The sequence below is a fragment of the Actinospongiicola halichondriae genome, from assembly GCF_049103745.1.
Classification (GTDB): Bacteria; Actinomycetota; Acidimicrobiia; order Acidimicrobiales; family Salinilacustritrichaceae; genus Salinilacustrithrix; species Salinilacustrithrix halichondriae.
The window spans coordinates 1,558,603-1,583,470 of the sequence record NZ_CP171622.1 but is presented as its reverse complement, the minus strand read 5'-3'; the positions used below and the strand labels follow the sequence as shown (position 1 = coordinate 1,583,470).

Here is a 24,868-nt window from a genome sequence, read left to right as displayed (position 1 = left end):
GGCGGTCGCGTCTGACCATGGGGGTCGACAGGTCGATCAACGGGGGATCTTCGAAGCATGCCAATTCGGTTCTCGGCCGGTGGCCGGTCGCACCTCGGCGCACGGCTCACCCCGTTCGCTCCACCGATCGCGATCATCCTGTTCCAGCAGATCGTGTATCCACTGCCACTGGGTGTGCTCACCCGCGGTGTCCTCGTCGGCGCCGTCACGTCCCTGATCGCGCTCGGCATGGCGTTGATCTACCGCTCCAACCGGATCGTCAACTTCGCGCAGGGCGACCTCGGGGCCGCTCCGGCAGTGCTCGTCTTCCTGCTTCTCACCGAGTGGGGTTGGCCCTATCCCGTGGCGGTGGCCGCCGGCGCCCTGTCGGCCTTCGCGCTCGGCGGATTGGTCGAGCTCGCGGTGATCCGCCGGTTCTTCGCCGCGCCGCGTCTCGTGCTGACGGTGGCGACGATCGGCCTCGCCCAACTGCTGACCGGCCTCGCGATCTTCCTCCCCCGATGGTTCGGCGTCGACGGGTCGTTCCTCGCGCCACGCATCGACGACCCCTTCGACGTCCGCATCGAGATCGGCGGCACGATCTTCCGTGGCAACAGCGTGCTCGCATTCATCATCACGCCGATCGCCATCGTGGGCCTCGTGTGGTTCCTCCGCTGGACCCGGCTCGGCGTCGCGATCCGCGCATCCGCCGATCGAGCCGACCGCGCTGCGCTCCTCGGTGTCCCCGTCAAGCGTCTCCAGACGCTGGTCTGGGCGATCGCCGCCCTCCTCGCGTTCACGGCGACCTTCCTCCGCGCCGGGATCCTCGGTCTTCCCGTCGGGTCGGTGCTCAGCCTCGGCATCCTCCTGCGATCGCTGACTGCGCTCCTGCTCGGCGGTATGACCCGTCTGACGGTCATCGGCTCGTCCGCCATCGCACTGGGCGTCCTCGAACTGGGGATCGACTGGCACCAGGGCGAGACGCTCCCGTTCGTCGACTTCGAGTTCCCGCCGCTCGATGCCGTGCTCGCCCTCGTGATCCTCGTGGCCCTGCTCCTCCGGCGCCGCAGCGCGAGCCGCACCGACCTCGACGACCAGTCGAGCTGGCAGTCGACCGACGAGGTCCGCCCCGTTCCCGCCGAGCTGGCCCGACTCCCCGAGGTGCGCTGGGGCCGGATCGGCATGGCCGTCGCCATCGCAGCGATCGCGCTGGCGCTCCCCCACGTCCTCGCCGTCGATGCGTCACTCAAGGCATCGGCACTGCTCATCTACGCGATCCTGACGATGTCGCTCGTGGTCCTCACCGGCTGGGCAGGTCAGGTGTCGCTCGGCCAGGTGGCGTTCTTCGCCATCGGCGCCGCGGTCGCCGGAAAGCTCACCGACACGTGGTCGGTCGACCTCGTCCTCGCGGTCCTGATCGCGGGCCTCGTGGGGGCGGTCGTCGCCGTTGCCGTCGGGCTCCCGGCGCTGCGATTCGGTGGCTTCTATCTCGCCGTGACGACGTTCGCCTTCGCCCTGGCGACGACGGCCTACTTCCTGAACCGCGCGTACTTCGACTGGATCCCCAACCGACGCATCGCCCGACTCCCGCTCTTCGGTCGCATCGACATCGACTCCCCCACCCGGATCTACTACGTGATGCTGGCGGCCCTCGTCCTCGTGCTGATCGGCTTGCGAGGGGTGCGGCACAGCCGGACCGGCCGTGTGCTCGTCGCCCTCCGCGACAACGAAGCGGCCGTGCAGGCCTACGGCGTCGACGTGGTGCGGGCGAAACTGACCGCGTTCGCGGTGTCGGGCTTCACCGCATCGGTGGCCGGCGGTCTCTTCGTCCACCACCAGCAGGCGTTCGGGTCGTCGCCCTACGCCCCCGCGCAGAACCTCTCGGTGTTCGCCATGGCGGTGGTGGGCGGCATCTCGAGCCTGCCCGGCGCGCTCCTCGGTGCCCTCTACGTGCTGGGCACCCAGTGGTTCCTCCCGCTGCAGTGGCAGTTCCTCGCCTCGGGGCTCGGGATCCTGATCGTGCTCATGATCCTGCCCACCGGGTTGGGTGGCCTGCTGTTCTCGATCCGGAACCAGGGCCTCCGTTGGATCGCGAACCGCCGCTCGATCGTCGTGCCGAGTCTCGTGGCCGATCGCCGGGACGACGGACCCACACACTCCGGTCCGCTACCCGGACAGCCCGGCGCCGCTCCACCGCCACCGGTCGACGAGCCGGAGACGATCTCGACCGGGAGCCACTCATGATCCGCTCGTTCCTCGGACACGCCCGCCACCCCGGCACGTGGCTCAAGACGGTCACCGGCGGAGCACCCACGTACCCGCTCATCGTGCTGTTCGGGCTCAATGCCGTCGACGAACTCGACCGCACGGCGTTCGGCATCCTCGTCCCCGAGATCCGCGAGGACTTCGGCCTCGACCTCCAGGGGATGCTCACCCTCATCGCCTTCGTTTCGCTCTGCGCGCTGGCGTTGCAGGTGCCGATCGCGATGCTGGCCGATCGCTACAACCGTGTTCGGATCGCCTGGATCGGTGCGGCGGCCTGGGCCATGTTCAGTCTCGGGACGGGCCTGGCAACCGGTGTCATCTTCCTGGCGATCATGCGCGCCGGCTCAGGCGTCGGCAAGGCCGTCGTCGACCCCACCCACAACTCGCTGATCTCCGACTACTACGAACCCGCCGTCCGGCCGGGCGTGTTCTCGGCGCATCGTGCGGCCAACGCGGTCGGGGCATTCGTCGGGCCGTTGACCGCGGGACTCCTCGCCGCCGCCTACGGCTGGCGAGCGCCGTTCTTCGTCTTCGTGGTGCCGACGCTGGTGTTCGTCGTCCTCGCGTGGCGTCTGCAACCGCCGGTGCGAGGCGGACAGGAACGCCGAGCGATGGGTGCGTCCGAGGAGGCGATCGCGACCGAGGAGGAGTCACCGTCGTTCGCCGAGGGATGGCGCCTCGTGTGGAAGATCGAGACGCTCCGCCGCATCTGGTACTCGCTCCCCTTCCTCGCCGCGTCGCTCATCGGCTTCGTGTCGCTGGCCTCGCTCCTCTACGACGAGGTGTTCGGCCTCGACGAGCGCGCCCGTGGCTTCGTGGCCGCCTCGACCGAGCCGATCCAGTTGGTCGGGCTGGTGATCGGCGCACGGGTCGCGACCAAGTTGCTCGCCAAGGGACCCGACCACGTCCTCGGTTTCCTGTCGAAGTCGGCCTTCGTCGTGTCGGCCTGTCTCGTGGTGTTCGCCCTCGCCCCCAACATCTGGGTCGCCATCGCCGCCAACATGGTCATCACCGGCACGCTGGCGATCATCGGTCCCGGGATCCTGGCCTGCCTGTCGCTGGCGATCCCGCCACGAGCCCGGTCGATCGGCTTCTCGGTCGCGTCGTTGTGGATCATCCCCGGCCTGATCATCCTTCCGATCATCGGCGGCATCGGTGACCGCTACGGCATCCGCCAGGGCATGCTCGTCATGGTCCCGCTGTTCTTCGTCGGCGGTCTGATGATTGCGACGACCAAGCGCTCGATCAGCGACGACATCACCCAGGTCTGGAAGGCCAGCGCCGCTCGCTCCGAGGCACTCCTCGAGCGCCGCGAGGGCCGCTCCAAGCTGCTCCTCATCCGCGACGTCGAGGTCTCCTACGGCAATGTCCAGGTCCTGTTCGGTGTCGACTTCGAGGTGGCCGAAGGCGACGTGGTCGCCCTGTTGGGAACCAACGGAGCCGGCAAGTCGACCCTGCTGAACGCCATCTCCGGGGTGACCGAGGCCGACCGTGGCGCGGTGATCTTCGACGGTCGCGACATCACCCACGCGCCACCCAACGAGATCGCCGCGATGGGCATCGCCCAGGTCCCCGGGGGCAAGGGCGTCTTCCCGTCACTGACCGTCGACGAGAACCTCGAACTCGGCACCTGGCTCCACCACCGCGACGGAGCAGCGGAAGAAGGTCTCGCCAAGGTCCGTGAGCTGTTCCCGATCCTCGTCGAGCGCGGTGACGCACCGGCGGGCGACCTCAGCGGTGGCCAGCAGCAGATGCTCGCACTCGCGATGGCCTTCCTGTCGAAGCCCCGCCTCCTGATGATCGACGAACTCAGCCTCGGCCTGGCGCCGATCATCGTGGCCCAGTTGCTCCCCGTCATCGAGGAGTTCCGTGCGGCCGGCACGACGGTGATCCTCGTCGAACAGTCGGTCAACGTCGCCCTCGACGTGGCCGAGACCGCGTTCTTCCTCGAGAAGGGCGAGGTCCGGTTCTCTGGTCCCACGGCCGAGTTGCTCGAACGACCCGACGTGCTCCGCTCCGTGTTCCTCGCCGAGACCGCGCACGACGCCCACGCACACGGCACGACCGGACACCACGGGAACGGCAAGACAATGGCCACGCCGGCACCGGCCGCGAGAACCCGTGGGGAGACCGTGCGTGAGGACGCTGGCGGACCCGACGCCGCCATGCAGGCGATCGGGGTGTCGCGGGCGTTCGGCGGCATCAGCGCCGTCGACCGGGCGACGCTGCACGTCGGTCCCAACGAGATCCTGGGGATCATCGGCCCGAACGGCGCGGGGAAGACGACGCTGTTCGACCTCCTCAGCGGGTTCGTCCGACCCGATGACGGGACCATCACGCTCGCCGGCCACGACGTCACCGGACTCGACGCCGCCGGTCGGGCCCGCCGTGGGCTCGGGCGGTCGTTCCAGGATGCGCGCCTGTTCCCGTCCCTGACCGTCGACGAGGCGCTCGCCGTGTCGATGGAACGGTGGGTCAAGTCACGTGGCGCCGTCGCTGCAGCGCTCCACCTGCCCAACGTCTACGACAGCGAGATGGCGGTCCGGAAGCGGGTCGACGAGTTGATCGAACTGCTCGGCCTCGGCGCCTACCGTTCCAAGTTCGTCTCCGAACTGTCGACCGGCACGAGACGGATCGTCGACCTCGCCGGCCTGCTCGCCCACCGCCCCTCGGTGATCCTCCTCGACGAACCGTCGAGCGGGATCGCCCAGCGAGAGGTCGAGGCGCTGGCCCCACTGCTCGAGCGCATCCGTACCGACACCGGTGCGAGCCTCGTGGTCATCGAGCACGACATGCCGCTGCTTCGGGGCGTGTCGGACCGCCTCGTGGCCATGGACCAGGGCGCCGTCATCTGCACCGGCACGCCCGATGCCGTGCTGTCCGATCCGCTCGTCGTCGAGTCCTACCTCGGACCCGACGAGACCGCCGTCAACCGATCCTCCCCCGCCCTCCAGTAGCCCGTCGCCATCGACCGAATCTGAAATTCCACCGTCAGCCCTGCGACCAAGGAGCCGTGCATGCAACCCAGCAGCGACCAACCGAATGACTCTGGCGGTGGGGGCAGCGCGCTCCGCCGCTACGGCCCGATCGTCGGGATCGTGGCCGTGATCGCCGTGATCGCGGCCGTCGTGTTCGCCGGTGGCGACGACGACGGCGACACGAAGCAACTCACCGCCGGCGACCCCGACGACGGCGGAGTCGCACAACGTCCGGACGGGGCGATCTCGTGGACGCAGGCCGAGGAGGAGGGTCTCGATCTCGAGTGGCCCGACACCTGCGACCAGGAGCGCGGCACCGTCGCGATCCCGTTCTTCTACGCCCCGGAGTGCTACGCCAACGTCGACGACAACGGCGGCGCGACCCACACGGGCGTGACCGGCGACTCGATCACCGTCGTCTACTACTCGGCGCCCGAGGATGATCCGGTGCTCGACTTCATCACCGGTCCGATCAAGAACGACGACACGCGCGGCCAGATCGAGGAGACCGTGCAGGGTTTCGTCGACCTCTTCGGCGACTACTACCAGACCTACGGACGGACCGTTGACCTCAAGATCGTGCAGGCGACCGGCTCGTCGACCGACGAGGTCGCCGCTCGAGCCGATGCACAGCGGGCGATCGAGGAGCACAAGCCCTTCGCCGCCTTCGGCGGGCCCGCGCTCACGAGCGCATGGGCCGACGAGATGGCAGCCGCCGGCGTGGTGTGCGTCGGGTGCGGCTCGACCGGCTCGGAGGAGTTCCGTGACGACCGCAAGCCCTATCTGATCAGCGTGGGCATGGCCGGCGTGCAGTCGAACCTGCACGGCGCCGAGTACATCTCCAAGAAGCTCGCCGGGAACCCGGCCGAGTTCGCCGGCGACGAGGCGTTCCAGGGCGCCGAGCGGGTGTTCGGCCACGTGTACCTCACGTCGTCGGAGGAGTCGGAGCGCAACGCCGAGAACTACCGGGACCTGCTCGCCGACCGCGGTGTCGAACTGGCGGAACGCCTCGGCTACGAGCTCGATCCCGGTCGTCTCCCCGAACAGGCGACCAGCATCATCGCCAAGCTCAAGGAGGCCGGCGTCACGTCGGTGATCCTCCAGTCCGACCCCGTCGCCCCGGCCAACTTCACCCAGGAGGCCACCGCGCAGGAGTACTTCCCGGAGTGGATCGTCTCGGGCGGAACCCTGTCGGACACCACGGTCTTCGGCCGGGTCTACGACCAGGAACAGTGGGCGCACGCCTTCGGGCCGACCACGCTCGCCGCTGCGACCTCTCCCGAACTCGACCCCGGATTCGGGCTGTACGAGTGGTACACGGGCGAGGAGCCCCCGGCGGCGGAGACGGCACCGGTGCTCTATCCGAACCCGTCGTTGCTGTTCTCGATCCTGCAGTCCGCAGGCCCGAACCTCACGCCGGAGACCTTCCGTGACGGCCTCTTCTCGGGTGAGCCCACACCGGGCGCCATCACCGCGTCGTCGCTGTCGTGGGGCGAGCACGGCCTCTGGGACGAACTCGACCTCCCGAACGACTGGAGCGGCGTCGACGACATGACCGAGTGGTGGTGGGACGCCGAAGCCGTCGGGCCGGACGAGATCCAGCGCGACGGCACCGGCATGGTCCGCTTCGTGGACGGCGGCAAGCGCTACCTGCCCGGTGCATGGACCGACGAGGTGAAGCTCTTCGACGAGGAGGGATCGATCCTGATCTACGACTCCCCGCCGGAGTCGGAGCAGGCACCGTCGTACCCCAGCCCCGCGGGCTGAGACGGCGTCTCCTGAGGTGCCGGACGCACTCGCGTGAGTGCGTCCGGCGGCGGCCCGACGCGGCCGAGCACGAAGTCACGCAGCGCCAGCAGGCGCGCCCGGGTGTCGTGGTACGGGTTCGACTCCCGCTCGGTGACCACCTGGTACAGGGCCATCACGAACCGGATGAAGACCTTGTAGCGACCCGACCAACGGCGCACGAGGATCAACGTGTTCCGGACCATGAGATAGTCGACCACCGGCATGGTGTTGCTCATGTCGGGGTTGTACACCCGAGCCCCACGCACCAGACCGACCTCCCAACCGGCGGCATGCGCACGGAGACCGAGGTCGGCCTCCTCGCAGTAGGCGAAGTAGTCCTCGTCGAACAGTCCGACGTCCTCGAGGAATCCGCGTCGAGCGAAGAGCAGGGTGCCGTGCGGGTACCCGGCCGGGTCCCAGCCCTCGGTCACCGTGGCCGGCACCTGGATCCCTCCGAAGTACGGGTCGACCACCGGCGTCGTGCCGTCGCCGAAGTCGCCGCACGCCAGACCAGCTCGAGGACGGTCGGCCACGGCGTCGAGGATCCGCTCGACGGCATCGGCGGCGGGCAGCGCGTCGTGCGGGCACAGACCCACCCACTCCCCCGGATGACCGGCCAGGAACGTCCGCCATCCGGCGTTGGCCGAGGGGCCGAAGCCGCCGTTCCCACCCATCTGCACGACCTCGGCGTCGGCGGGGAGCATGGCGACGGCGAGCGCGTGGTTCTCCGGCGTCGACCCGGAGTCCACGAGGATGATGCGGACCGCGACGGTCTGGTCGGCCAACGCCTGGATCGTGGACCGCAGCCGCTCGGGGCGGTTGCGGTGGATGACGACGATCGACACCGGACGATCGCCGGATGCGGGAGCCGACACCTCCCCATCCTGTTGGAGCGGTGCGCCGCCGTCCCAAACCAGCGGCCCCAACCAGCGACCCCGGACCAGCGACGTGGTTCAATCGGCGGGATGCACCCCGACCGTACGGTGGCCGACGAACTCTGTGAGCTCATCGACCAGTCGCCCTCGCCGTTCCATGCCGTCGACACCGCCGTCCGACTGTTGTCCGCAGGCGGGTTCGAGGCCGAGGACCTCCGCGAAGCCTTCGGCGGTCCGGGCCTCCGCATGGTCGCCCGCGCCGGGTCGCTGATCGCCTGGCGGCAGCCCTCCCGCACGCCGAAGGCGTTCCGCGTGATCGGTGCCCACACCGACAGCCCGACGCTGCGGATCAAACCCCACGCCGACCACACCTCTGCCCACTTCCGTCAGCTCGGAGTCGAGGTCTACGGCGGTGCCCTGGTCAACTCCTGGCTGGACCGGGATCTCGGTCTGTCCGGCCGGGTCATGGTCCGCGGTGACGACGGGCCGATCGCGCGGCTCTTCCGCATCGACGAGCCCCTGCTCCGGGTGCCGCAGCTCGCCATCCATCTCGATCGCGAGATCAACGACAAGGGCCTGCAACTCAACCACCAGACACACCTCTCACCGATCTGGGACCTGGACACCGAGCGGGGCACCGAGACGACCTTCCTCGAGACCGTCGCCAGCGCCGCCGGCCTCTCGGGTCCCGACGAGATCCTGGCGTGGGAGGCGATGGTCCACGATCTCACGCCGTCGCGGCGTACCGGACGCGGCGGTGTGTTCGTGAGCGCCCCACGGCTCGACAACCTCTGCTCGTCGTTCATGGCGGTGCAGGCGATCCTGTCGACACCCGACGACGACACCGGCACCGTGCCGGTGGTGTGTCTCTACGACCACGAGGAGGTCGGGTCGACCTCCCGGACCGGTGCGGACTCGCTGCTGCTCGGCGGCGTGCTCGAGCGCATCGTGTCGGCGGCCGGGGCGCGCGGGACGACCTGCTCCGCGCCCTCGCCGGTTCGGTGTGCCTCTCGGCCGACATGGCACATGCCACCCACCCCAACTACGCGGACCGACACGAACCCGACCACCACATCGCCCTCAACGAGGGACCGGTGATCAAGGTCAACGCCAATCAGCGCTATGCCTCCGATGCCGAGTCGGTGGCGGTGTATCTCCAGGCGTGTGCCGACGCCGGGGTCCCGACGCAGCACTTCGTCGCGCGCACCGACATCCCGTGCGGTTCGACGATCGGTCCCACCACTGCGGCCCGCCTGGGGATCAGCACGGTCGACGTCGGCATCGCCCAGCTCGCGATGCACTCGGCACGCGAACTCTGCGGCGCCGACGACCCCAGTTGGTACCGAGCGTCGATGCGCTCCTTCCTCAGCGCCTGAGCGACGTGGACCTCGACGCCGCACGGTCGGTCCTCGGCGTCTCGGCCTCCGACGACTGGACGACCGTCCGGGACGCGTACCGCGTGCTGGTCCGACGGTCGCACCCCGACCTGGTCGGCGACAGCGGAGTCGCCCGCACCGTCGAGGTCAATGCCGCCTACCGCATGCTGGCGGTCGCTCGACGAGAGGGCCGCCTGCACACCACCGGATCCCGGTCATCGACCCCGGGAACGGGTCCGCGGGCGCGACCTGCCGGCCAGAAGGTCGATGTCGTGCCGGGTCGACCACCGACGACGGTTCCCGTCGGCGACCACATCGCCGACGATGTCCGCCTTCTCGGCACCGACACGATCGTCCTGTCGAGTCCGCCGGAGGAGACCTTTCGCCGCCTGGTCGAAGGCGTGCACACGCTCGGCGAGATCTCCTACATCGACCGCGGCTCGGCCATCTTCGAGGCCGTGCTCGCCCTCGCCGACGGACACCACGCCTCGCTGGTGGTGTCGCTGCAGTGGCGAGCCCACGACGCCACGTGCGAGGCGTTCTGCACCCTCGAGGCCCTCGACCGCGCCGAGCACCTCGACGTCAGCGGCGTACTCGAACAGTTGCTCCCGATGATTCCACCCGATCGTGGGTCCGCGCCGGGTTGAAGCGCCCGCGTCCACGACGGATGCGCGTCCCGACCGGGAGCAGGAACAACAGCAGCGGGAAGATCTCGAGACGACCGAGGAGCATCAGGAGGATCATCACCGCACGCTGTGCACTGTCGAAGACCAAGAAGTTGGCGGCCGGACCCGTCTCGCCCAGCCCCGGGCCGACCCCGCCCATGGCGGTCACCACCGAACCGGCAGAGGTCGCGAGGTCGGCTCCGAAGCCCGAGAGGACGACGATGCCGACGACCGCGAGGACGAAGTAGAACATCACGTAGCCGAGCACGGATCGCACGATGTCCTCGGGGATCGGCTCTCGCCCGAGGCGGATCGGGAACACACCGCGCGGGCGGCGGACGCGTCGGACCTCCCGCCATGCGTGCTTCGCGACGACCTGGACCCGGAACAACTTGATCGCCCCGGAGGTCGAGCCGGCCATCGATCCGGTCACCATGAGGAACAACAGCACGATCTGCGTCGCCGGGACCCATTGCGTGAAGTCCGCGGTGCCGAAGCCACAGCTCGACATCAGCGACACCACGTTGAAGGCGGAGTCGCGCAGCGCTGCCGTCACGGGCATGCCGTCACGCCAGTTGAGGAGCGTGATGAACGCCGTCGCCGACAGGATGATCCAGACCATGAAGCGGAACTCGCTGGAGCGCCAGAACACCCGGAGGTCGCGTCGGCGGAGCGCGGCGTAGAACAGCGGGAACTTCACCGCGCCGAGGAACATCGACAGGATGATCCCGGCCTCGACCGTGGCCGAGTCGAAGTGTGAGATCGAGTCGTTGTAGGGCGAGAACCCTCCGGTGCCGACGCCGGTGGCGGCGTGCGACACCGCGTCGTAGAGCCCCATCCCGGTGGCGAGCAGCACCACGATGCTGATGGCCGTGAGCGAGCAGTAGATGCTCCACAGGCGGCGAGCCGTGTCGGAGACGCGTGGAACCAACTGGTCGGCGGTCGGTCCGGGCGACTCGGCGCGGAACAGCTCGAGACCACCGATCCCGAGGAACGGGAGGATCGCGACGGCGAGGACGACCACTCCCATGCCGCCGACCCACTGGGTCATCTGTCGGTAGAAGAGGATGCCGTGGGTGTTGCCCTCGATCGGCGACAGGACGGTCGAGCCCGTGCCGGTCAGGCCGGACACCGACTCGAAGAGCGCGAGATCCCACCGCAGCACGCCGGCGAGCACGAACGGGACGGCTGCTGCGACCGAGATCGTCAGCCACGCCACACCGACGGCACGGATCGCTCCCCCGGTCCCACCCGCGTTGGCCGGCAGCGAGGTCCCGCGCCAGAGAGCCGCTCCGAGGGCGCCGAGGCCGAGCGTCGAGATCGCGAGCGCCGGCCACTGATCGTCGCGATAGAGCAGCTCGACGACGAGACCCGAACCGGCGGCGCCCGCGATGGCGAGGATCGACAGACCGGCGACGTGCAGCGAAGCAGAGAGGATGCGGCGCTCGATCGCGAACGGCGTCGCGCTGTCCGAGCGATCGGGACTCACTCGACCGACCGAGCGTCGTCGACGCGACGGCGGAGATTCGTGACGCGGCGTGCCACGGCCGAGGCCGCCAACGCGGCACCGACGAGGACGGGAGCGATCTCGAGCCGACCGAGCAGCATCAGCGGCATGAGCGCTGCCCGTGCGGGACGCGGAAGGCCCAACACCCCACCGTTGCCGGGGACGAGGTCACCGAGGGCAGGACCCATGTTGGCCACGGCCGAGATCGCGCCGCTCATCGCCGTCACCAGCTCGCCACCGAGGGCGGCGACGACGACGGCACCGGACGCGGCGACGATGAGATACTGCGCCTGGTAGCCGATCATCCGGGAGACGAGGGCATCGCTGACGATCTTGCGACCGACCCGCACCGGGGTGACGGCGCGTGGGTGGATCTGCAGGACCAACTCTCGTCGCAGGTAGCCGACGAGCGTGAGGGCTCGGACGAGTCGGAAGCCACCGCCGGCCGAACCGGACATCGCACCGACACCGATGATCGCCAGCAGGAAGACCTGGCCACCGATCTCCCAGTCACTCCAACCGCCGACGAAGTGCCCGGTCGTCGAGGCCGCCGACGCCACATGGAACAACGAACGGCGGATCGCCTCGTGCGTCAAGCCGTCGGCGGACTCGGTGAGGAGCGCCACGACGGCACCGCCCCCGAAGATCACGGCCAGATAGGCGCGGAGCTCGGACGATCGCCAGATCGTCTTGCGCGTCCCGGGCCGGACCGCTCGGAAGAGCAGGGCGAGGTTGGCGCCACCGAGGATCATGCCGCCGAAGCCGGCCCACTCGACCGTCGCCGAACGGAAGTGACCGAACGACCCTGCGTGGTTGGCGAACCCGCCGGTGGAGATGGTCGTCGCCGCGTAGGTGATCGCGTCGAAGGGGCCCATTCCCCCGATGAGGTACAGGACGACGCCCGTCACCGTGAGCGCGGCGTAGAGCCCGGTGAGGCGGCGCAGGAGGAGGATCGTCCGTCGACTGCGGAGCGACGTGCCGGAGTGGCGTTGCCCGGCATCGGTCACGTCGAGACCACCGACCCCGATCGACGGCAGCACGGCGACGACGAACAGCAGCGCACCCAGACCGCCGATCCACTGGGTCCCGGCCCGCCAGAAGAGGGTGGCCCGGGACAACGTCTCGGGGTTCTCGACGACCGTCGCCGCCGTCGTCGTGAAACCGGCGACCGACTCGAAGATGGAGTCGTCCCAGTGGGCGAACGTGCCCAGGATCTCGTAGGTCGCGGTCGAGACCGCGATGACCACGGTCCACATCACGAACGCACCGACGAAGGCGGTGGTCGACCGCATCCGGAGCGGGACCCGGCACTGGTGGGTGAGGGCGCCGCCGACGAGCGACCAGAGGATCGCCACCAACGCCAGGGTGCCGACGTCTCGGCCGTCGGTGGCCAGGCCGATGACCGCGGCGGCGACGGCCAGGAGCGCGCACATGAGCACGGCGACGCCGACGACGAAGCCGACCGGCGCCTCCCAGCGACCGGCGCGGACGATGCGCGCCACGAACGACGACGGGCGCGCGACCAGCGGCTCCGAGATGGGTCCGATGCGAGATCGGTCCATGTGACCGCCGACCCGCGCCGTCAGCCGAAGACGCGACGAACGTCGTCGACCGAGCCGGGCATGGCGAAGAGCACCACGTGGTCTCGCTCGCGGAGCTCGGACCGGCCGCGGGCGATCTGCGACTTCCCGTCGCGGACGAACGCTCCGACGAGCACGTCCTTGGGAAGCCGGAGCTCGGCGACGATGCCACCGTCGGCCGGGCTGCCCTCCTTCACCTCGAGTTCGAGCACCTCGACCTCGCCCTGGAGGAAGGTGGCGACGGCAGAGACGTCACCCCGCACGAAGCGGAGCACGCCGTTGGCGCTGGCGGTCCTCGGCGAGAGGGCGACGTCGATGCCCGCCTCAGCGAGGAGCGGCAACAACGAGAGCCGGTGCACGACGGCGATGGTCTCCTTCGCGCCCTCGAGCTTCGCGTAGAGGCAGGCGAGGATGTTCGCGTCGTCCTCGCCGGTCAGTGCGAGTACAGCGTCGAACGCCCCGACGTCGTTCTCCTCGAGCAGGTCGGCGTCGGTGATCTCGCCCTGCAGCACGAGCGTGCCGGCCAGGCGTCCAGCCAGCTCGTCGGCCCGGTCGCGGTCCCGCTCGACGATGACCACGTCACTCCCCCGCTGGTCCAGCGTCGTGGCCACGATCTCTGCGGTCCGCCCGCCACCCAACAGCATGATCCGGCGAGGTGCTTTCCGGGCGAGACCGATGATGCGCATCAGCTCGCGACGAGCGCGACGCTTGCACAGCACCCGCACGAGGTCGTCGGCCTCGAGCCGGACATCACCACGCGGGATGATCGTCTCCTCGCCACGGGTGATCACACCGAAGAGGAAGTCCCACTCGGGTTCGTACTCTGCGGCGATCTCCTTGAGCGACCGCCCGACGATCGGGGCGTCGGCTGTGAGACGAGCGCCGATGACCACGACCTCGCCGCCAGCCATCTCGGCCACCTCGGAGGCGCCGGGATACTCGAGCAGTTCGAGGATCTCCTGGGCCGTCTCGTGGTCAGGGTCGATGATCAGGTCGACGCCCATGGCTTCGTGCAGCGCGGACGACTTGCGCGAACGGAGGTCGGCGTCCTCGAGGCGACAGACGGTCCGACCGATCCCGGCCTGCTTGCCCACCAGGCAGCAGACGAGGTTGACCTCGTCCTGGCTGGTCACGGCGACGATCATCTCGGCTCGATCGATCCCCGCCTCGCGGAGGATCTCCGGGTTGGTCCCCGAGCCGAGCAGGGTCAGGACGTCGAGCCGCTCGGAGACGGCTCGGAGGCGAGCGCGGTCGCGCTCGATCACGGCCACGTCGTGGCCCTCACGGCTCAGACGGTCGGCGACGTAGGTGCCGACCTCCCCCGCTCCGACCACGATCACGTACACCCGGTCACCTGCACCCGGTCATCCTGCCTCATCGCCCGCACCCCGAGGCACTCATGCCGCGGAAATTGACTTTTCGGTGGGACGAAACCTACCTTCCCGCCGCTCGCAAACGGGCGCCTTCTGCCATGGAACCGACTCCTCCCATCTCCAAGTCGGAGCGCGAGCTCCTCAAGGCGATCTACCGCCTCTCGCAGGGCGCGAACTCGCCGTCGGGGTCGACCGCGACCGTGACACCCGAGGCCCACACCGGCGACATCGCCGAGCGCCTCGGACTCTCGCCCTCGACCGTCACCACGGCGATCAAGCGGCTCGCGGACCGTGACCTGGTCGACCACAAGCCCTACAAGGGCGTGGAGCTCACCGAGAACGGCAGCCGCATCGCCGTGGCCACGATCCGTCGGCACCGCATCGTCGAACGCTTCCTCGCCGACATGTTGGGCTACGCGTGGAACGAAGCCGACCGACTGGCGGCGAGCTTCGAGCACGAACTCCCCCAGGAGGTCGAGGACCGGCTCTTCGTGGCGCTCGACCGCCCGTCGACGTGCCCGCACGGCTTCCCGATCCCGGAGCCCGAGGTGGGCGAGATCCCCTCGCTCCCGCCGCTCTACTCGCTCGAGCCGGGAGACGTCGCCGTGGTGGCGGTCCCCGGATCGACCGATCCCGCCGTGATCGCGTTCCTGGACCAGCTCGGCCTCCGGCCCGGCGGCCGGGTCGAGGTCCGCGAGAAGCACCCCTTCGACGGACCCCTGGTGCTCAACGTCGACGGTCCCGACGGGGACACCGTCCGCACGCTCGGCGCGACGGTCGCCAACCAGGTGTTCGTGCAGCGCGAAGCTGCACTCCGCCCATGACCACTCTCAACCCCTAATCAGCCACGAACAGGAGATTCCACCGTGGAAGCCATCCCCTACCTCGCCTTGGTGAGCGCACTGGCCGGTCTCGGCCTTGCCGCGTTCTACTTCGGCGCGGTCAAGAAAGAAGATCCGGGCACGCCCCGCATGGTCGAGCTGATGGAGGAGATCGCCACCGGCGCTCGTGCCTTCATCAAGCAGGAGTACACCTATGTCGCGGCGTTCGTCGCCGTCATGGCCGTGCTCGTCGCCGTGCTGGTCACGCCGCTCGGCGCCGTCACCTACATCTTCGGTGCGGGCCTCTCGGCCCTCGCCGGCTACGTGGGCATGACCGTCGCCACCATGGCCAACGCCCGCACGACCGCCGCAGCGCAGTCCGGCGGACCGGCCAAGGCCCTGCCGCTCGCGTTCCGCGGCGGCGCCGTGATGGGCTTCTCGGTCGCCGGCCTCGCGCTGGCCGGCCTCGCCATCGTCTACATCCTCTTCATCCAGATCGGTGAGGTCGACGAAGGCTTCGAGATCCTGACCGCCTTCGGGCTCGGTGCGAGCTCGATCGCGCTGTTCTCCCGTGTCGGCGGCGGCATCTACACCAAGGCTGCCGACGTCGGTGCCGACCTCGTCGGCAAGGTCGAGGCAGGCATCCCCGAGGACGACCCCCGCAACCCGGCCACCATCGCCGACAACGTCGGCGACAACGTCGGCGACGTCGCCGGCATGGGCGCCGACCTGTTCGAGTCGTACGGCGGCTCGATCGTCGCTCCGATCGCCCTCGTCGCGTTCACCGCGTTCGCGGCCACCGGCACCGAGGACACCGCTGCTCTGCTCGCGCAGGACAGCGTCCTCAAGCTGCTGCTCTTCCCGTTCGCGGTCGCCCTCATCGGCATGGTCGCCTCGATCATCGGTTCCTTCTTCGTGAAGGCCGGCGACTCGACCGACATCCACGCCCTCTCCAAGGCCCTCCACATGGGCACCAACGTGGCCATGGGCATCACGATCGTCGGGGTCATCGCCCTCGGCTTCGGCATGTTCGGCGGCGACGACTTCGACGCTGCATGGGGCCTCCCGGTCTCCGTCGTCGGTGGTCTCCTCGTCGGCTTCGCCATCGGCAAGGTCGCCGAGATCTGGACCTCCGACCAGTTCGGTCCGGTCAAGAAGATCGCCGACTCGACCGAGACCGGTCCGGCCACCACCATCCTCAGCGGCATCTCCGCCGGCATGATCTCGGTCGGCGCCTCCGTCGTCCTCATCGCCGTCGGCGTCCTCGTCGCCTACTGGGGCGGCATCCAGACCCTCGGTGACGCCACCGACTTCGGCGGCATCTACGGCATCGCCGTGGCCGCCATCGGCATGCTGGCCACCACCGGCGTCGTCGTCTCCGTCGACGCCTACGGCCCGATCGCCGACAACGCCGGCGGTATCGCCGAGATGGCCGGGCTCCCCCCGGAGGTCCGTGAGGTCACCGACGCACTCGACAGCCTCGGCAACACCACCGCCGCCATCGCCAAGGGCTTCGCCGTCGGCTCGGCCGCACTCACGGCGCTCGCGCTGTTCAAGACCTTCGAGGTCGCCCTGGTCCAGGCCGGTGGCGCCGACTTCGAGGGCCTGAACCTCAACGTCGGCTCGGTCGACGTGTTCATCGGCCTGTTCCTCGGCGCCATGTTGCCGTTCGTCTTCGCGGCGCTCACGATCGACGCTGTCGGCCGTGCCGCCAACGAGATGATCGAAGAGGTCCGTCGTCAGTTCCGCGAGATCCCGGGCCTGCGTGAGGGCAAGGAGGGCGTCAAGCCCGACTCCGCCACGTGCGTCGCCATCTCGACGAAGGCCTCGCTCAAGGAGATGATCATCCCCGGCGGCCTCGCAGTCGTCGTGCCGCTGGTCATCGGCTTCATCGACGTCGACACCCTCGGCGGCTTCCTCGCCGGCGCCCTGGTCACCGGCTTCTGCCTGGCCATCTTCATGGCCAACTCGGGCGGCGCCTGGGACAACGCCAAGAAGTACATCGAGGCCGGCGCCCACGGCGGCAAGGGCAGCGATGCCCACAAGGCTGCCGTCGTCGGCGACACCGTCGGCGACCCGTTCAAGGACACCTCCGGTCCGGCCATGAACATCCTGCTCAAGGTCATGACCATCGTGAGCCTGGTGTTCGCCTCCGCCTTCGTGTGATCACCCCCTCGTGACCTGAACGTCACGACATCTCGTTCTGGGTGCACTTTCGGTCGCTATGCGTCCCGAAAGTGCACCCAGAACCATTTTTGGGGGCGGGTCGGTGGGTTACGGTCCGCCGGCGTGGACATCGACGTCGTCTTGACCTTCGGCCCGCCAGACGTGCGGGCACTCGTGACCGAACTCCACGAGGCCGGTGTCGACGGCGTCGGCACGGTCGAGGGGCCCCACGACGTCTTCATCCCCCTCGTCCAGGCGGCGGCAGTCGGCGGACTCGACATCGCGAGCTACGTGGCGATCGCCTTCCCGCGCTCCCCCGTGCACCTGGCCCACACCGCCTGGGACCTCCAGTCGCTCTCCGGTGGCCGGTTCCGCCTGGGCCTCGGGACACAGGTACGGGCACATGTCGAACGGCGCTACGGCGCCGACTTCGAGCACCCGGTCGAGCGGATGGCCGAGTGGGTCCAGGCGATCCGTGCGGTGTTCGACCGCTGGCAGGACGGCACCCGTCTCGACTTCGAGGGTGAGTTCACGAGCCACACGATGATGCCGCCGATGCTGGCGCCTCCGCCCCTCCCCTGCGGCCCTCCGCCGATCCTGGTCGGAGCACTCGGACCTCGCATGGTCGAGATGACGACGGCGGTCGCCGACGGCATCGTGTTGCACCCCATGACCTCCGCAGGCTTCCTGCGGACCATGGTCGACGGTCGCATCGCTGCCGGTCTGGCCGACGCCGGCCGTCGTCGGGACGACTTCGAGATCGTCGGTGGCGCCCTCGTCGGGATCCACACCGACGACGACGCGGACGCCGTGCGCAACGGACTCCGCTCGATGGTCGCCTTCTACGGATCGACCCCGGCGTACCGGCCGGTGCTCGACGACCTGGGCATGGGCGATCTCCAACCGCGCCTGCAGAAGATGACGCGCGACGGTGAATGGCACCGGCTGACCGATCTGGTCGACGACGACCTCGTCGATCACCTCACGGTCTGCGGAACACGCGAGCAGGTGGCCGACACGCTGGTCGAGCGCTATCGCGGGCTCGTCGACCGACTGTCGCTCACCTTCGTCCAGGAACTGCCGATCGAAGCCATCGGGTCGGTCACCGACGCCCTCCACGCCGACTGACGAGAACCGCGCAACGCGGCCCGGCGGCTTGCGTTTCGGTGAACGACTCCGAGGCATGGTGCAGCCACGGCCGAGCGACGGCAGACTTGTGCCATGGCTGACACCGACGAGACCACGTTCGAGATGCCGACCGAGGAGGAGCTCAAGGCGCGCCTCAGCGACGAGCAGTTCGAGGTCACCCAGAACGCCGGCACCGAGCGCCCCTTCACCGGCACGTACTGGGACACCAAGACCCCCGGCACGTATCGCTGCGTGGTCTGCAACCTCGATCTCTTCGAGTCCGACACCAAGTACGACAGCGGCTCCGGCTGGCCGTCGTTCTACCGCCCGATCGCCGACGACCGAGTGACCACCAAGACGGACCGGTCGATGGGCATGGTCCGCACCGAGGCCAACTGCGCTCGTTGCGGCGCCCACCTCGGCCACGTCTTCCCCGACGGGCCGGCGCCGACCGGCGAGCGGTTCTGCATGAACTCCGCATCACTCGACCTGGCTGCCGCCGACGACGACGGAGCCGACACCGAAGGTTCGTGACCTGCGAACGGATGTTCGATACCGTGTGAACGGATGTTCGACACCCGTGCGACCGATGACGCCCTCCCCGACCTGACCGACGAGCAACGACGCGCCGTCGATCACGCTGGTGGGCACCTCCTGATCGTGGCCGGTGCGGGCACCGGCAAGACCACGACCCTCGCCGCCCGCCTGGCCCATCTGGTCTCGAGCGGCGTCGATCCCGAGCGTGTGATGCTGCTGACGTTCAGCCGTCGCGCCGCGACCGAACTCCTGTCTCGTGCCGACCAGTGGGTCGGCCACGACCGACTCCGGGGTGTGTGGGGCGGGACGTTCCACTCGGTCGCCAACCGTCTGCTGCGACGCTACGGACGATCGGTGGGCATCGACGCCGACATCACGCTGCTCGATCCCGCCGACGCCGCCGAGTTGCTGTCCCTCGTGCGTGACGAGCGAGCCGCCGCCGCGTCGCCCGACCGACCCGCACCGCGCCGGAAGGCCCGGAAGGAACTGCTCGTCTCGATCCTGAGCCGCGTGGTGAACACTCGCGTCCCGCTCGACACGGTCGTTCGGACCCACTACCCGTGGGTGGCCGACCAGACCGACGAGATGCGCGGCATCTTCGGTGACTACATCGCCCGGAAGCGGGCACGCCACCTCGTCGACTACGACGACCTCCTGGTCCTGTGGCGAGCGCTGCTGCTGCACGCCGAGGCCGGCCCGCTCGTCGCCGCACGCTTCGATCACGTCCTCGTCGACGAGTACCAGGACACCAACTCGGTGCAGGCCGACATCCTCGAGGCCTTCGCCGACGGTGGGGCGACGATCACCGCCGTGGGCGACGACGCGCAGGCGATCTACGGATTCCGGGGCGGGACGGTCCGCAACATCCTCGACTTCCCCGAGCGGCTCGGCGCCACGGTCGTGTCGCTCACCCGGAACCACCGCTCGACGCCCGAGGTCGTCGAGGTGGCGAACCGCATCTGGGCAGCGGCAACCGAACGACACGAGAAGGACCTCGTGGCGGTCCGGACGTCCGGGCCGCGGCCGGAACTCGTCACCTCGCACGACGAACACGGCGAGGCGACGGCCGTGGTCGAGCGCCTGCTCGACGCCATGGACCGTGGAGTCACCCTCATGCAGCAGGCCGTGCTCTTCCGGACGGCGCACCACAGCGACCTCCTCGAGGTCGAGCTCACGATGCGCAAGATCCCCTACATCAAGTTCGGTGGTCTGGCGTTCCTCGAGTCGGCCCACGTCAAGGACCTCCTGGCGTTGTGTCGAGTCGCCGTCAACCCGCGGGACGATCTGGCCTGGTTCCGCATCCTTCAACGCATCGACGGCATCGGACCGGGGATCTCCCGCCGCATCGTCGGCGCCCTCGACCCGGCCGACGGCAGCCTCGGAACAGTGGTCGACGCCGGCGTCGTGCCTCCGGCGCACGTCGAGGCCGTGCGCGCACTCGCCGAGGCCGTGAGCACCGCGGCCGGCGGATCAGACCCCGACGAGGCTTCGGCGACGCGGATCGATGCGCTGTGTGAATGGCTCGACCCCACGCTCGACCGGTTCGGCGACGGCGATGCCCGCCGGGCCGATCTCGCGCGCCTCACCGACGTGGCCGCCACCTACGAACGGCTCGACCAGTTCCTGACCGAGTTGACCCTCGATCCCCCGGCATCGACCAGCGACCTGGCCGGACCGCCCCACCTCGACGACGACTGGCTCACGCTGTCGACGATCCACTCGGCCAAGGGCGGCGAGTGGGACATCGTCCACCTCCTGCACGCAGCCGACGGCAACATCCCCTCCGACCTCGCGACCGGCGATCCCGAGCAGATCGAGGAGGAGCGCCGGCTCCTCTACGTGGCGAGCACCCGGGCCCGAGACGAGCTCCACATCCACGTGCCCCTCCGGTTCCACCACCACCGCAGTCGACACGACGACGCCCACACGCTCGGGCAGCGGAGTCGGTTCCTGACACCCGATGTCGTGGGGGCCATGGATGCGATCACCGTCGTCGAGCAGACGCGCGGCGACGGTGCGGGCTCACTCGCGACGCTCGGTGATGTCGTGGCCGACGCCGATGCAGACCTGGCGGCACTGCTCGGCTGAACGTCAGCTCGCTCTCGGCGTGACCCGCATCCGGTCGGTGTCCCAGGTGTGTCCGCAGTCGGGGCAGGTGAGGTACGCACGAGTCCGGGGCATGTCGACCATGTCGATACGGGCCTCGGCGCCGCAGTGGCTGCACTCACGACCGTCGAGATGGCGCGCACGCCGGGATCCGGTGACGAGCCCGACCGCGGCGTCGAACCCGGCAGAGCGGGCGGGTCCGTCGTTGCGAGTTTCACGGCGACCGAATGCCATCGCAGGCGCCTCCTCGGACGTGAGCGGGGTCACCGTCCAGGGTACCCCGGGATCAACGTCTACGGACAGCACCAATCGGACGAAACCGGAAGGTGCCTCAGCGATGACGGCGACGTCCTTCGAATGCCGCTTCCATCGCGTCGAGGCGCTTGGCCTCCGCCAGGCCCTCACGGCGCCGGGCACGGACCTCCCCTGGCGTGCGCTTGAGGAGCATCTGGACCTCGCGCAACAGCTTCTCCGGATCGACGGGCTTGTTGACGAACTCGTCGGCGCCCAATTCCCAGCACCAGACCGCATCGGCCGGGTCCGACTTGGCGGTCAGGACCACGATGCGGGTGTCGCGAGCGAGTTGCCGCTCTCGGCGCTCGCGCAGCACGCCGTACCCGTCGACGCGAGGCATCATCAAGTCGAGGACCATGGCGTCGGGTGGATCGGCGGCGATCGCGTCGAGCGCGTCCTGCCCGTCCGCCGCCTCCCGCACGACGAACCCCTCGTCGTCGAAGAGGAACCCCAACATCGACCGGATGCTGGGGTCGTCGTCGACGATCAGAATGCTCCGGTCCGAGGGGTCGGGCGACGTCGGCGCCGGCCACTGCTCGTCGGTGATGTCCCAATCGCTCATCGCAACCCCTCCGCTCCCACGTCCTCGGCTGTGCCGGTCCGGTCGGCGGCTCGAACGGTACAAGACGTCACACCTCGAGGCACCGCGGAGCGCGGCATCTGCGCTGGCAGACTCTTGGCCGTGCGGGACCCACGCAACATCACCATCTCGGCTCCCGAGTCGGGAGCTCCGGCGATCCCACCGCCCCGGCGACGCCCTCAGGTCGTCCTGCCGACGTCGGACCCCGCCCCGGCCCCGCCGGCTGCGAACGCAACGAGCGTCGACGCCCCGACCCAGGCTTCACCGGTGGCACGTCCGAGACCCGAGCCGGCCCCGCCACGGGCACCGGCCGCAACACCCCAGCGCGTCGTCGTCCCGGCGCCCCAAGCGACTTCCACTCCCCCGCGACCCGCAGCGTCGGCTCCACCTGGCCGTCGTCCACCTCCGTCGGCACCGCAGGCCGAAGCCGACCCGGCCGGTTGGCGTCGGTTCGTCCCGTCACGACGAGTCGTCGTCGGCACCCTCGTCGTCCTGGCGCTCCTCGTCGTCGGCACCGGTCTCTGGGGCTACTCGAAGTTCAAGAGCATCGAGACCGTCGACCTGTCGGCGGTCCTCGCCAGCGACAACGGGACCAACTACCTGATCGTCGGGTCCGACACCCGCGAGGGCATCGACCCCGACGACCCCAACGCCGGAGCCATCATCGGCGACGACACCATCGGCGGGCCGGAGCGGTCCGACACGGTGCTGATCCTGCGCATCGACGGTGAAGGCGCGCGGATGCTCTCGGTTCCGCGTGACCTCTACCTCACCATCAGCGAGACCGGCGAGCGGTCGCGCATCAACAGCGCCTTCAACGGTGGGCCGAGTCGACTGATCGCCACGCTCCGCGACCAACTCGACCTTCCGATCCACCACTACCTCGAGGTCGACTTCGTCAGCTTCAGCGGGATGGTCGACGCGCTCGGCGGCATCACGATCGACTTCCCCAACCCGGCGTTCGACACCCACTCCGGACTCAACGTCCCCGACGCTGGACCCCAGACGCTCGACGGCAGCCAGGCACTCGCCTACGTCCGCTCACGCTTCTACACCGAGGTCGTCGACGGCCGGAACGTCCCCGAGGGCACCGGCGACATCGGTCGTGTCGTGCGCCAACAGCAGTTCCTCTCGGCCGTGATGGCCGCCATCGGCGAGGAGCGGAACCCGATCGCGCTGGCGCGCATCGCCGACGAACTCGCCGCGGGCATGCGCATCGACTCCGACCTCGGGTTCCTCGAGGCCGTCAACCTCCTGCGCCGGATGCGGGGGCTCGATCCGGCGCCGAACTCGATGCCCACGTCGAACTTCACGACGAGTGCCGGCGCTGCCGTGCTCCGCCTCGTGCAACCGGGTGCCGACGAGATCCTCGCCCAGTTCGGTTCGTCGGGGTCCAGGATCGAGTAGCGGTCAGTCCACGACCGACAGGGCGACTCGTCGAGCGACGGGATCGGCGTCGTCGACCCGAACCGACACCTGCTCCCCCAACGGGAGTTCGACGTCGACGGTCGCCACCACGGCGGGATCGTGCAACTGCACGACCGACCCGGACGACCGATGGTCGACGACCACGCCGTCGAAGGTCTCGTCGCGGGACACCGTCGACAACACCAACGACTCGAAGAGGTCGACGACTGCTCGATCGAGCGTTCCAGCGCGGCTCGCTCCGGACCGCAGTTCGGCGGGGAGGTCGTCGAGGACCGCACGCACCCCTTCGGGCGGAGTCTCACCGGCCACGGTTGCCAGGACGCACTCGGTCGCGAAGCGGTCGCCCAGTCGGCGCAGCGGCGCCGTGACATGGGCGTAGGGCGCGGCGATCGCGGCGTGGATCATGACCTCGTCGGACACGTCGACACCGGGACGCAACGGGAGGTAGTCGGCGCCGCGGAACAGTCGAGTCGCCTGGACGGCGAAGGCTGCGTCGCCCGGGTCGCCGGCATCGAGACCGCGCACCACGTCGGCGTAGCCCTGCTCGGTCGTCCACACCACGCCGAGTGCCTTCGCATGGCGACGCAGCAGGGCGAGCGCCGGCCCGTCGGCCGGCGGCAACGTCCGCAGGAGCCCCCAGCCGCCCTCGAGCATCAACTGGGCGGCGGCCATCCCGCAGAGCAGGGACAGTTGGGCGTTCCACCCCTCGACCGGTAGCTGGGCGCGGTACACCAGGCGATAGCCGTCGGCACCGTGCTCCACCTCCTGCTCGGGCACCGGCAGGTTCAGCCCTCCGCGGTCGGTCTCGATCACCTCACGGCGGCGGCCGACGACGGCCAGAGGCGCCAACACCTCGTCGCCCTCGTCGATGCGTCGCTGCGCGGTCGCATAGTCGAGTTGTTCGCGGGAGCGAACGACTGCTCGCCCGACCGTGGTGTCGACCAGCGACCCGTCGGCATCGAGTTGGAGACGCCACAACACCGCGGGTCGGTCCTGGCCGGCGAGGAGCGACGCCGCTCCCTCGGAGATGGACGGTGGATGGAGCGGCACCCGCCGACCGGGGGCGTAGAGCGTGACACCCCGCCGGTGCGACTCGGCGTCGACCGGGCCACCCGGCGGAACGAACGCCATCACGTCGGCGATCGCGTACCAGACGATGTGACCGCCGCCCGGCGTGGCCTCGATGGCCAACGCCTGGTCGAGGTCCGTCGACCCCACGGGGTCGACGGTCACGAACGGGAGGTCGCGACGGTCGGTCCGTCGGCTCTTCGTGCCGGCGTCGGCGGCGACCTGCGACTCCGCTGCGGTCGTGACCTCGTCGGAGAACGACGCCTCGATGTCCTGTTCGAGGAAGATCGTGTCGAGGCCCGCGGAGACCTCGGGGTCGGTCAGGGGTGCACGACGTCTCGGGATCGGCACGCG

Annotated in this window: 17 protein-coding genes and 1 pseudogene; 11 read left to right on the top strand and 7 right to left on the bottom strand. The window is 69.4% G+C overall.

Translation table 11 applies throughout. From position 1 onward, the window contains the following. The first annotated feature begins 57 nt into the window (after positions 1-57). From AB8619_RS07790 to AB8619_RS07780, 3 genes are read left to right on the top strand one after another with little or no spacing between them, the layout of a single operon-like run. Positions 58-2,223 carry an ABC transporter permease gene (locus AB8619_RS07790; protein WP_436795895.1) on the top strand — a complete coding sequence of 722 codons (2,166 nt, stop codon included), beginning with the start codon at positions 58-60 and terminating at the stop codon, positions 2,221-2,223. Further along, positions 2,220-5,201 carry an MFS transporter gene (locus tag AB8619_RS07785; RefSeq protein WP_436795894.1) on the top strand — a complete coding sequence of 994 codons (2,982 nt, stop codon included), beginning with the start codon at positions 2,220-2,222 and terminating at the stop codon, positions 5,199-5,201. Before AB8619_RS07790 ends, AB8619_RS07785 begins: the two co-directional genes overlap by 4 nt. Positions 5,202-5,261: 60 nt before the next feature. Continuing rightward, on the top strand, positions 5,262-6,989 hold the full coding sequence (locus AB8619_RS07780; RefSeq protein ID WP_436795893.1) for an ABC transporter substrate-binding protein: 1,728 nt from the start codon (positions 5,262-5,264) through the stop codon (positions 6,987-6,989). Here the strand turns inward: AB8619_RS07780 and AB8619_RS07775 are convergent. Further along, positions 6,932-7,885, bottom strand: a complete 954-nt coding sequence (locus AB8619_RS07775; RefSeq protein ID WP_436795892.1) for a glycosyltransferase family 2 protein — start codon at positions 7,883-7,885, stop codon at positions 6,932-6,934. The genes AB8619_RS07780 and AB8619_RS07775 overlap by 58 nt on opposite strands. Positions 7,886-7,975: 90 nt before the next feature. Between AB8619_RS07775 and AB8619_RS07770 the strand changes: the two are divergent. Together AB8619_RS07770 and AB8619_RS07765 are read left to right on the top strand one after the other, a co-directional pair. Next, positions 7,976-9,261, top strand: a pseudogene (locus AB8619_RS07770) (M18 family aminopeptidase). A 5-nt stretch (positions 9,262-9,266) separates the two neighbouring features. Continuing rightward, on the top strand, positions 9,267-9,908 hold the full coding sequence (locus tag AB8619_RS07765; RefSeq protein ID WP_436795891.1) for a J domain-containing protein: 642 nt from the start codon (positions 9,267-9,269) through the stop codon (positions 9,906-9,908). Here the strand turns inward: AB8619_RS07765 and AB8619_RS07760 are convergent. The 3 genes from AB8619_RS07760 to trkA are packed head-to-tail and all read right to left on the bottom strand — an operon-like array spanning position 9,844 to position 14,359. After that, positions 9,844-11,415, bottom strand: coding sequence for a TrkH family potassium uptake protein (locus AB8619_RS07760; protein ID WP_436795890.1), 1,572 nt, complete (start codon positions 11,413-11,415; stop codon positions 9,844-9,846). The genes AB8619_RS07765 and AB8619_RS07760 overlap by 65 nt on opposite strands. Beyond that, positions 11,412-12,995, bottom strand: coding sequence for a TrkH family potassium uptake protein (locus tag AB8619_RS07755; RefSeq protein WP_436795889.1), 1,584 nt, complete (start codon positions 12,993-12,995; stop codon positions 11,412-11,414). The genes AB8619_RS07760 and AB8619_RS07755 overlap by 4 nt, the downstream gene beginning before the upstream one ends. 20 nt (positions 12,996-13,015) lie before the next feature. Continuing rightward, on the bottom strand, positions 13,016-14,359 hold the full coding sequence (gene trkA / locus AB8619_RS07750; RefSeq protein ID WP_436795888.1) for a Trk system potassium transporter TrkA: 1,344 nt from the start codon (positions 14,357-14,359) through the stop codon (positions 13,016-13,018). Positions 14,360-14,484: 125 nt separating this feature from the next. Between trkA and AB8619_RS07745 the strand changes: the two genes are divergently transcribed. The 5 genes from AB8619_RS07745 (at position 14,485) to AB8619_RS07725 (ending at position 21,126) form a co-directional block, all read left to right on the top strand. Next, the gene (locus AB8619_RS07745) at positions 14,485-15,210 is read left to right on the top strand and encodes a metal-dependent transcriptional regulator (RefSeq protein ID WP_436795887.1); all 726 of its coding nucleotides are present in this window, start codon (positions 14,485-14,487) and stop codon (positions 15,208-15,210) included. 42 nt (positions 15,211-15,252) lie between these two features. Continuing rightward, positions 15,253-17,373, top strand: a complete 2,121-nt coding sequence (locus tag AB8619_RS07740) for a sodium-translocating pyrophosphatase (protein WP_436795886.1) — start codon at positions 15,253-15,255, stop codon at positions 17,371-17,373. Positions 17,374-17,496: 123 nt separating this feature from the next. Next, entirely contained in the window at positions 17,497-18,501 is a 1,005-nt protein-coding gene (locus tag AB8619_RS07735) for a TIGR03617 family F420-dependent LLM class oxidoreductase (RefSeq protein ID WP_436795885.1), read from the top strand. 93 nt (positions 18,502-18,594) lie between these two features. Next, on the top strand, positions 18,595-19,035 hold the full coding sequence (gene msrB / locus AB8619_RS07730) for a peptide-methionine (R)-S-oxide reductase MsrB (protein ID WP_436795884.1): 441 nt from the start codon (positions 18,595-18,597) through the stop codon (positions 19,033-19,035). 33 nt (positions 19,036-19,068) lie between these two features. After that, positions 19,069-21,126 carry an ATP-dependent helicase gene (locus AB8619_RS07725; RefSeq protein ID WP_436795883.1) on the top strand — a complete coding sequence of 686 codons (2,058 nt, stop codon included), beginning with the start codon at positions 19,069-19,071 and terminating at the stop codon, positions 21,124-21,126. A gap of 3 nt (positions 21,127-21,129) precedes the next feature. On the opposite strand, the gene AB8619_RS07720 is transcribed toward AB8619_RS07725, so the two are convergent. Both AB8619_RS07720 and AB8619_RS07715 read right to left on the bottom strand, forming a co-directional pair. Continuing rightward, positions 21,130-21,411, bottom strand: a complete 282-nt coding sequence (locus tag AB8619_RS07720) for a hypothetical protein (protein ID WP_436795882.1) — start codon at positions 21,409-21,411, stop codon at positions 21,130-21,132. A 64-nt stretch (positions 21,412-21,475) separates the two neighbouring features. Then, the gene (locus tag AB8619_RS07715) at positions 21,476-22,000 is read right to left on the bottom strand and encodes a response regulator transcription factor (protein WP_436795881.1); all 525 of its coding nucleotides are present in this window, start codon (positions 21,998-22,000) and stop codon (positions 21,476-21,478) included. 285 nt (positions 22,001-22,285) lie between these two features. On the opposite strand from AB8619_RS07715, the gene AB8619_RS07710 reads away from it, so the two are divergent. Further along, positions 22,286-23,425, top strand: a complete 1,140-nt coding sequence (locus AB8619_RS07710; RefSeq protein WP_436795880.1) for an LCP family protein — start codon at positions 22,286-22,288, stop codon at positions 23,423-23,425. A gap of 3 nt (positions 23,426-23,428) precedes the next feature. On the opposite strand, the gene AB8619_RS07705 is transcribed toward AB8619_RS07710, so the two are convergent. Then, positions 23,429-24,865 carry an RNB domain-containing ribonuclease gene (locus AB8619_RS07705; RefSeq protein WP_436795879.1) on the bottom strand — a complete coding sequence of 479 codons (1,437 nt, stop codon included), beginning with the start codon at positions 24,863-24,865 and terminating at the stop codon, positions 23,429-23,431. Positions 24,866-24,868: the final 3 nt, after the last annotated feature.